Annotated in this window: 8 protein-coding genes and 1 riboswitch; of the genes, 4 read left to right on the top strand and 4 right to left on the bottom strand. The window is 49.3% G+C overall.

Annotation, left to right across the window (positions count from 1 at the left end; genetic code table 11):
- Positions 1-168 precede the first annotated feature (168 nt).
- Positions 169-212, top strand: a riboswitch (PreQ1 riboswitch).
- Positions 213-290: 78 nt separating this feature from the next.
- From queC to queF, 4 genes are read left to right on the top strand one after another with little or no spacing between them, the layout of a single operon-like run.
- On the top strand, positions 291-968 hold the full coding sequence (gene queC / locus JZI27_RS18305) for a 7-cyano-7-deazaguanine synthase QueC (protein WP_280208580.1): 678 nt from the start codon (positions 291-293) through the stop codon (positions 966-968).
- On the top strand, positions 968-1456 hold the full coding sequence (gene queD / locus JZI27_RS18300; protein WP_280208579.1) for a 6-carboxytetrahydropterin synthase QueD: 489 nt from the start codon (positions 968-970) through the stop codon (positions 1454-1456). The genes queC and queD overlap by 1 nt, the downstream gene beginning before the upstream one ends.
- Entirely contained in the window at positions 1453-2178 is a 726-nt protein-coding gene (gene queE / locus JZI27_RS18295) for a 7-carboxy-7-deazaguanine synthase QueE (protein WP_280208578.1), read from the top strand. The genes queD and queE overlap by 4 nt, the downstream gene beginning before the upstream one ends.
- A gap of 37 nt (positions 2179-2215) precedes the next feature.
- Positions 2216-2713: a preQ(1) synthase gene (gene queF, locus JZI27_RS18290; protein WP_122910446.1), complete on the top strand. Its 498-nt coding sequence runs from the start codon at positions 2216-2218 to the stop codon at positions 2711-2713.
- A gap of 44 nt (positions 2714-2757) precedes the next feature.
- Here the strand turns inward: queF and JZI27_RS18285 are convergent, their stop codons facing one another.
- From JZI27_RS18285 to JZI27_RS18270, 4 genes are all read right to left on the bottom strand, one after another.
- Complete coding sequence (locus JZI27_RS18285; protein WP_280208577.1) at positions 2758-3558, bottom strand: tyrosine-protein phosphatase; 801 nt, start codon at positions 3556-3558, stop codon at positions 2758-2760.
- A gap of 28 nt (positions 3559-3586) precedes the next feature.
- A complete protein-coding gene (locus JZI27_RS18280; RefSeq protein WP_280208576.1) occupies positions 3587-4972 on the bottom strand; it encodes a DJ-1/PfpI family protein in 1386 nt (461 codons plus the stop codon).
- A 147-nt stretch (positions 4973-5119) separates the two neighbouring features.
- Entirely contained in the window at positions 5120-5767 is a 648-nt protein-coding gene (locus JZI27_RS18275) for a response regulator transcription factor (protein WP_280208573.1), read from the bottom strand.
- Positions 5768-5772: 5 nt separating this feature from the next.
- A complete protein-coding gene (locus tag JZI27_RS18270; protein ID WP_280208571.1) occupies positions 5773-8178 on the bottom strand; it encodes a sensor histidine kinase in 2406 nt (801 codons plus the stop codon).
- Between the last annotated feature and the right edge of the window lie 46 nt (positions 8179-8224).

Genomic DNA, 8224 nt, shown 5'->3' with positions numbered 1-8224 from the left:
ACTCCAACAATGGATCATGGGTTTACCCAGCTATATCAGGGTTACCTACCTAATTTGAGCTGCGAAAGTTGAGTAAATATATATAGTTCAAGTCACACTCCTAATGATGTATAATGTTCGTGGGCAGCATCCGCTTGCCCCAACCACACACGAAATCCATGCTGCGGCATGGGAGAGGTTCGCGAACTCCCTCTATAAAAAACTAAGGTGGGAAACAGTACCTTTGGTATTGTTTTGTTTTTTTGTGAGCATGTTCAAGAACTCTCTTTCTTCCACTTAAAAAAAAGGAGATGGAGAGCATGAAACAAGAAAAGGCCGTCGTTGTGTTCAGCGGAGGTCAGGACAGTACAACCTGCCTCTTTTGGGCCAAACAACAATTCGGCGAAGTAGAAACCATCACGTTTGACTACGGGCAACGCCACAAGCTGGAGATCGAATGCGCCCAGCAAATTGCCCGGGAGCTTGGCGTGAACAACACGGTATTGGATATGAGCCTGTTGAACCAGCTCGCACCCAATGCCCTCACCCGCACCGACATTGACATCACTCAGGAAGAAGGCCAGCTGCCCTCCACCTTCGTCGACGGTCGCAACCTGTTGTTCCTCTCGTTCGCAGGCGTCTTTGCCAAGCAAAAAGGCGCACGCCATCTGGTGACTGGCGTATGCGAGACGGACTTCAGCGGGTATCCGGACTGCCGCGACTCGTTTATCAAATCGCTCAATGTGACGCTCAATCTGGCGATGGATTACCCGTTTGTGATCCACACGCCGCTGATGTGGCTGAACAAAGCACAGACGTGGAAGCTCGCCGACGATCTGGGTGCCTTCACCTATATCCGCGAAAATACACTCACCTGCTACAACGGCATCAAGGGTGACGGCTGCGGGGAATGCCCTGCCTGCCACCTGCGAAAAGCCGGACTGGACACCTACCTATCCGAAAAAAATGAACAAGGGACCACTGTCTGATGAGCGCCAACTTCGATTTTCGTATCGTCGACCGCATGCAGACTTTGGGTACCCATATTGATAGATCACAGCTTCGCTACCACAACAAGCGCGTTCTTGTGAGCAAGGAGTTTACCTTCGACGCGGCACACCACCTGCACGCCTACGAAGGAAAATGCAAGAACCTGCATGGACACACGTATACCGTCGTATTTGGGATCAGCGGCTATCCGGACGAAATCGGACTGGTCATCGATTTTGGCGACATCAAGCAGATTTGGAAGGAACACATCGAAATCTACCTGGATCACCGCTATCTCAACGAAATGCTGCCTGCGATGAACACCACGGCAGAAAATATGGTCGTCTGGCTGTTCGAACAGATGGAGCAGCAGCTGCAATCAGAAGCTTATCGCGACCGCTACAACGGAGCTCGTGTCGAATTCGTTCGCTTGTTCGAGACGCCGACCAGCTATGCCGAAGCGAGACGGGAGTGGATGATGGAGTGAACCCTATTCCTGTTTTGGAGATTTTCGGGCCGACTATTCAAGGCGAAGGCATGGTCATCGGGCAAAAAACGATGTTTGTGCGCACCGCAGGGTGTGACTACCGCTGCAGCTGGTGTGATTCCGCCTTTACCTGGGATGGCTCTGCTCGGGATGAGATCCAGCTTCTGTCCGCCGAAGCCATCTGGCAAGAGCTGTACCGGCTGGGCGAAGACCGTTTTTCTCATGTCACGATCTCTGGCGGCAACCCCGCGCTGATCGAAGGCATCGGGGCATTGGTGTCGCTGCTGCAGGAAAAAGGGATTCGTACAGCCGTGGAGACACAAGGCAGCAGATGGCAGGATTGGCTCATGCAAATCGATGACGTCACGATCTCACCCAAGCCGCCAAGCTCCGGAATGAAAACGGATTTGGACATGCTCGATCAGATCGTCCATCGGCTCGTCGATGGCGGTCATGTTGGGGTCAGTCTGAAAGTCGTTGTGTTCAATGACGAGGATTTTGCCTATGCGCGCATGATCCACAGCCGCTACCCTGCGGTGCCTTTTTACCTGCAGCCAGGCAATGGCGATCTGACGGACGCCGACACCGACCTACTGCGCGAAAAACTGCTGAAGTCTTTTGAATGGTTGATCGATCAGGCCATGTCAGCAACAGACATGAACGATGCCAAGGTTCTGCCGCAGCTGCACGCCTTGGTCTGGGGCAACAAGCGTGGCGTATAGCGATGATAATCAAGGAAGAAACGAGGGAATAAGATAGATGGCAAACCACGAAGAACGAGACTTGTCTTCATTGACTCTCCTGGGCAACCAGGGAACGACCTACAACTACACGTACGATCCGGGTGTATTGGAGACCTTTGACAACAAGCACCCGTACCGGGATTACTTCGTCAAGTTCAACTGCCCGGAATTCACCAGCCTCTGCCCGATCACCGGGCAGCCTGATTTTGCTACGATCTATATCAGCTATGTCCCGGACATCAAGATGGTGGAGAGCAAGTCGCTCAAGCTGTATCTCTTCAGCTTCCGCAATCACGGGGATTTCCACGAGGATTGCGTCAACATCATCATGAATGACCTGATCAAGCTGATGGAGCCCCGTTACATCGAGGTATGGGGCAAATTCACTCCACGTGGTGGTATTTCGATCGACCCGTACTGCAATTATGGCAAGCCGGGCACGAAGTACGAGGAGATGGCGCAATTCCGGATGATGAATCATGATCTGTACCCGGAGAAAGTCGATAATCGGTAACGAACGCGCATGAGGCTGACCCTGGAGGTCAGCCTCATGCGCGTTTATTGCTGTGCTTCAAGCAGGGATTCCTTGAACTTTGCCAGCGTGCTTTCCTCAATCCCGCAGCCTTCGCGCAAATAGACGGCAACAGACCCGTATTTTTTCAGCATAGTCTGGTAGACCTCATCCAAAAATCGCTGATGAGCCGTTAGGATCAGTTTCGTGCGCGCAGGCGAAACCCGCTTCAAGGTAACCCCATTCACAATCTTAGCTACCGTTTCCAAACGGGTCTCGTAGTAGTGATTCGTCAACAGGTATTCCTGTAAAACCGTCTCATACGGCACACCTGCGAACAATTGGATCAAAGCGGCGATATATCCTGTCCGGTCTTTTCCAGCTGTGCAGTGAATCAAAGCCGGCAGATTTTCCTCTTGGGCGAGCAAAGTAATGAGAGCTTTGATCTGAGAAGTGCTTTTGAAAGCCATATGCTGATAATACCCGCTGCTAAACTCCAAAAAACGCTCCCCGCCCGACCTTCTGAAAAAGAAGTCGAGTATCATCCTCCTGCTGGCTTGAGTCTCATCTTGGTGAAGTGGAAAATTGAACAAATGGAAGCTTTCATTGGATGCATGCCGTAATCGCTTGGATCGATGCCTTTTGGGCGTGCGCAAATCACAGACGACCTTGATGTTATAGGTACTCAGCTTCTCTGTATCTTTTTGGCTCATTTTCGAGATATCATCTGACCGGTACAGAAGCCCTGCTTTCATGACTCTACCATCAACCGTCTGCAGGCCGCCGATGTCTCTGAAATTAGCCAGCTTCTCAAAATGGTGAAGATCTTCTCTCAGCCGTGTATTCATGTTTATTCCCTCTAAACGCCAGGAGCTCTCAGGCTGTTTTGGATTTCCCTTTCAAACAGCATGCTCCTTTTTTCTTCAAAATGAATCTTCTATCTGTATACCACGCGATTCCAATAGCGCCGATCAGAGTCAACAGCAGGTTGCCGTATGTCTCATAGGGAAGCGCATTTCCCTCAAGCTGGTAATTTTCCGCCCGAAATTCCAGTCGTTTTACTGCATGCAGGGCTGTGAGCAAGTCCTCTTGCTTGGCTAAATCCTCAAACTGAGCCTCGAAGATAAAACGATTCGGATCACTGTGCACCAGGAGTGGCTCCAACCCATTTCCGATTTCCTTCCACCCCTCGATTTCATCTGTTGCGAGGGTCGTTGCTTGAGTACCGGGAACGATCATTTTATCCAACGCAGGGAGAGTCGCCCATTCATAGCGCGGCAGCAGATTCAGACCATGCTTCGACACGACTGGCTGACCTGCGCTGGTAGCCGATAGGATCCGAGTCGTTCCGGTGTCAGAATAAATATCCAGGACCGATGCAATCGCCATCTCTTCGACACCGTTGTAGAGGAGCATGCCCGCTTTTGTCTTATTCCACTGAAATGCGTTGTTCAGGATATAGGTCGAGTATTTCATGTCGATGGAAAAAGGCTCAACCTTCGGATTCTTCACGAAATCATAGGATGGGTAGTTTAGGTCTTTCGCTATTTTTTCTGCCATTGGTTCCCCTAGCTGCTGGCTGATAACGTAGAGTGTGGCATCAATTCCTGAAGAAACTCCCGCAGAGGAAATGATTTTGCCCTCATCATTCGTGATGTAGCGTCGATCCGTCACCCAGTTCACGTTTGGATACAGCCTTATCAGATCAGCAACCGTCTGCCAATGAGTCGTGACCGTCTTTCCGTCCAGCAATCCGGTGGCTGCCAGATTACCGGAACCAGCGCAAATGCTGAGCAGGGTCGTATCCTTATGCTTTTGAATCCACTCTCGAATCGGTTCAAATTTTTGTGCGTCCTGGGTCATCATAAATGGAATCGCGATTATATCCGCGCTTTTTCCCAACAACGCATCCAGCTCCGCAAACGAATAGTGAGGAACGATATCAACACCGCCTGTTAGCGACCTCACCTGGTTATCCTCCGCAACAGCATAAACATTGTACGCACCTGTCATGGATAAAAGCTGATAGGGAATGGTGAAATCCATGCTCTCTGTCGCTTCATTTCCCAGTAAAACAGCCACCGTAGGTTTATTGGGATCATGCACAGGCTTCTGGATCCCCTCCAAGGAAGGAACGGGCTCCTGGCGAATCGAGCCCCAAAACAGCCCTTGGGAATAGACTAATCCGGAAACTCCTATTCCCCCTACTAACAGGATGATGATCATTGCATAAACGACTGAGCGCAGCAAAAATTTCCACATGGTAACCGATCTCCTTATGATTTATTGTCACTATGATCATAAGAAGAAAAGGGGATCTGCAACGCGCAAACATCGGTCGGTGTCACGCAAAAATCTGCGCTCAGCACGCAAAAGCTGGTGTGCCACGGCAAAGGGATGCCAGAGTGGCTAAAATAAATCCTCAGCTGGGAGAATCCCTAGCTTTTTGGCTTTCTTGATCACCTCAACGCGTGAACTCACCTGCAGCTTCTGGAATAGCTCAGTCAGGCTGTATTCCAATGAACGCTGACTGATCATGAGCGTTTTCGATATTTCCTTGTTGCTCTTTCCCTTGGCCAATTCACGCAAGAGCTTGTCTTCTTCATGGGTAATTGTGGTTTCTTCGCGCCCGGCTTCCCCTTGGACTACAATTTCCTGACGTCTCAGCTGCTTGAGCAGATGCATGGGAACGATCGCCTCTTTCCTGGCGGCACAGCGGATCGCTTGAATCAGCTGTTCTCTTGTGGAGGTTTTGGCGACAAAACCTGAAACCCCGGACTCCATCAATAAATTGAAATGGGGAACGATCTCAAATCCTGAATAAATCAAAATGACGGCATCCGGGACATACTGGAGCACTTTGCGCGCCAAGTCAGCACCATTGATGTTAGGCATATATAAATCAAATAAGATCACATCGAATTTATGGAGACGAATCAGATCTGTGACACCATACACATCCGTCTCAATCATTACATTCATATCCGGCTCTGATTCGATCAGCATTTTCGTACCCTCTACGACCGAACGATGATCGTCAACCAATAAAATTTCCATCGCATTCACCTTGCCATCATCATTTTGGGAAAGCGTATTGTCACGTGAAACCCCTCTTTTGGGGCTGTATGAAATTGCACAATTCCTTCCAGACTTAGCACCCTCTTTTCGATGCCCGCTATCCCCATGTGCTGGAACGATCCCTCAAAGGCGGTGAGGTCCATCCCAACCCCGTCGTCTGAATAGGAAAAGGTGATGTGCTCCTCTGTGCTGCCTAGTGTCATGGCCACTTGGGTGGCATGAGAATGTTTGGATGCATTGTTTAACAATTCCTGGACAATCCGATACACCCCCAGAATCTGTTCTTCATTCAGGTGGACATCCAGCTGATCCGTGGAAAAGTGAATCTCGTAATTCGAAAACATCCGTGCATAGGAAAACAAGCTTTTGAGCGATTCCACCAAACCCATTTTCAGCAAGAACGGCGGACGCAGCTCATTGCAGGTAATGCGAATTTGATGAATCACGTCCAGCAATCCTTCCGTAATCTGGAGTAAAGCCTGATTCATATCTTGGGAAAACGTATTCGAGGACTGCAAGGTTTCGAGCTTGCGATACCAGATGATCAGATCCTGCAGCACAGAATCATGCAAGTCGCTGGAAAGGGAAGCTCGCTCCTTTTCCGAAAGCTTGAACAGCAGTCTCAGCATCCATTTGGGCGTCTCATTCTTTGCGACCATCTCCTCAAGGCGCTTCATCAAATCTTCGAGCAGATGGAGATTATCGTATAGAATCGTCACGTAATGAACCGCCGTTTCCAGCCATTCTTTTTCCATTTTCTGAAGCGAATGCTCCGTCATGATCCGCAGATAGACCGGATGTTTCTTTTCACCGATTTTGATCCATATGTCATGCTCGTTCTTCTCGTCTTGCTCCATTCCTCTCGGTACTTCTTCGATCGATACCTGGCTGATCGGAAGAATCGTCCCTGCTTCCTCGATCAGCCTTTCCTCCAATTCGGATACCTTCATCACGTTGGCTAGATCTGAAGAGAAACGATTCAAGCTTTGCTGAAGCGCTTTATACCTTTCTTCGCTTTTAATCAGTTCTTGCTCGTCTCTTTTCCTTTTCGTAATATCCTTTACGATTCCATGAATGCCATTTAATTTCCCAGAAAGAAAAATCGGCACGAAGGTGATGCTCACAATTTTTTCCTGGTTCCCGATGTACGCCAGACGACATTCAATATCCCTGGGCTCCCCCTGCTCCATGACCTGAAAGAGCGTTTCGTAGACAGCGACATGATCCTCATCGTAAATCAACCCAAGAAAGCAGCGATCTGGCAGTTGGTCCAACGTGATGCCCGTAATCGCTTCAAAGGATTGATTCGCATTCACGAAATAAAAATGGCTCAATTCAATGGAAAATACGCCATCCAGGTTATGGTCAAAGAGCGACTTATACCTTTGCTCACTCTCTTCCAAAGCGAGCTCAGAACGTTTCTTATCCGTGATATCCAGCACGATCCCATCCAACCGCTCAACCGCACCCGCTGCATCCACTGAAGGATGCACCATGAGTCTGCCCCACCCCGTCTCCCCTTCTCTATGGATAAAACGAAATTCTTGGTTGATCGGTATCCCCAGGTCGAGCTTTTCCTTTATTTCTCCCATAAGAATGACGTTGTCCTCAGGGTGGATGTGGTCGTGCAACCGAATGGGATTATGGATGATTTCCTTTTTGGGGATGCCAAATATCTTTTCGATGCTTTCGGAGCAAAACGTGTATTGACGAAAATCCTTGTCAGTTGACCATACGGCTGCATTCACATTATCCAAGATATTATCCAGCAGCTCCTCGGACTTTTTCCGTTCAGTCACATCTCGCACGACTGCCACAACGTATTTGACCTCTCCCTCATCGCCCAGCACCGGTTTTACACGAGCCTCCAGGTGAATCAGTGAACCTTGCGCATGGAAGATCCGATACCCGATATCCACTGTTCGATTGGACTGAACCACCTCGATGTAAGCGTCACGGACTCGTTCCCTGTCAGCCGGATGAATGATATCAAAGGCATCCATCCCTACATATTCTTCGACGCTGTACCCCGAGAAATCTTGAAAAGAAGGAGAGACGTATCGGGCAACGGCTTGGTTATCCACCAGAACAATCGTATCGTACGTGTTGTCCGCAATAATTTTGTATTTCTCGTCAAAGGTGTCCGACGTTTCTTCCCGTACCATGACCGTATACCCGATCGTCTGACCGTCTTCGCTTAGTATGGGAATGGGATGCTGCTTCGAGCGAAGAGCCTCATCGTGACTCACTCGATCCAGTGTCCCAAAACGAATCTTACATGCCTCGTTCTGCCAAAGGACTCGGTCGTGCAGATCGATCACATAGATGGGGTCTGGCATGTGGTGAAGCAGCAGCTTTGCACCTCTAATCACATCGCAATACGCATCCATTATCCTTTCTCCTTCATGGCAAAAATTCGTCCTTCTCATTTTCAAA

Source organism: Brevibacillus sp. AY1 (assembly GCF_029870785.1).
Classification (GTDB): domain Bacteria; phylum Bacillota; class Bacilli; order Brevibacillales; family Brevibacillaceae; genus Brevibacillus; species Brevibacillus invocatus.
Note: the sequence above shows the minus strand (reverse complement) of the source record. Positions and strands in the feature narration are given on the sequence as shown.

Coding starts and splice junctions, on each gene's coding strand:
- queC (WP_280208580.1), top strand. CDS start 291: ATGGAGAGCATGAAACAAGAAAAGGCCGTCGTTGTGTTCAGCGGAGGT.
- queD (WP_280208579.1), top strand. CDS start 968: ATGAGCGCCAACTTCGATTTTCGTATCGTCGACCGCATGCAGACTTTG.
- queF (WP_122910446.1), top strand. CDS start 2,216: ATGGCAAACCACGAAGAACGAGACTTGTCTTCATTGACTCTCCTGGGC.
- JZI27_RS18285 (WP_280208577.1), bottom strand. CDS start 3,558: ATGAATACACGGCTGAGAGAAGATCTTCACCATTTTGAGAAGCTGGCT.
- JZI27_RS18280 (WP_280208576.1), bottom strand. CDS start 4,972: ATGTGGAAATTTTTGCTGCGCTCAGTCGTTTATGCAATGATCATCATC.
- JZI27_RS18275 (WP_280208573.1), bottom strand. CDS start 5,767: ATGGAAATTTTATTGGTTGACGATCATCGTTCGGTCGTAGAGGGTACG.
- JZI27_RS18270 (WP_280208571.1), bottom strand. CDS start 8,178: ATGGATGCGTATTGCGATGTGATTAGAGGTGCAAAGCTGCTGCTTCAC.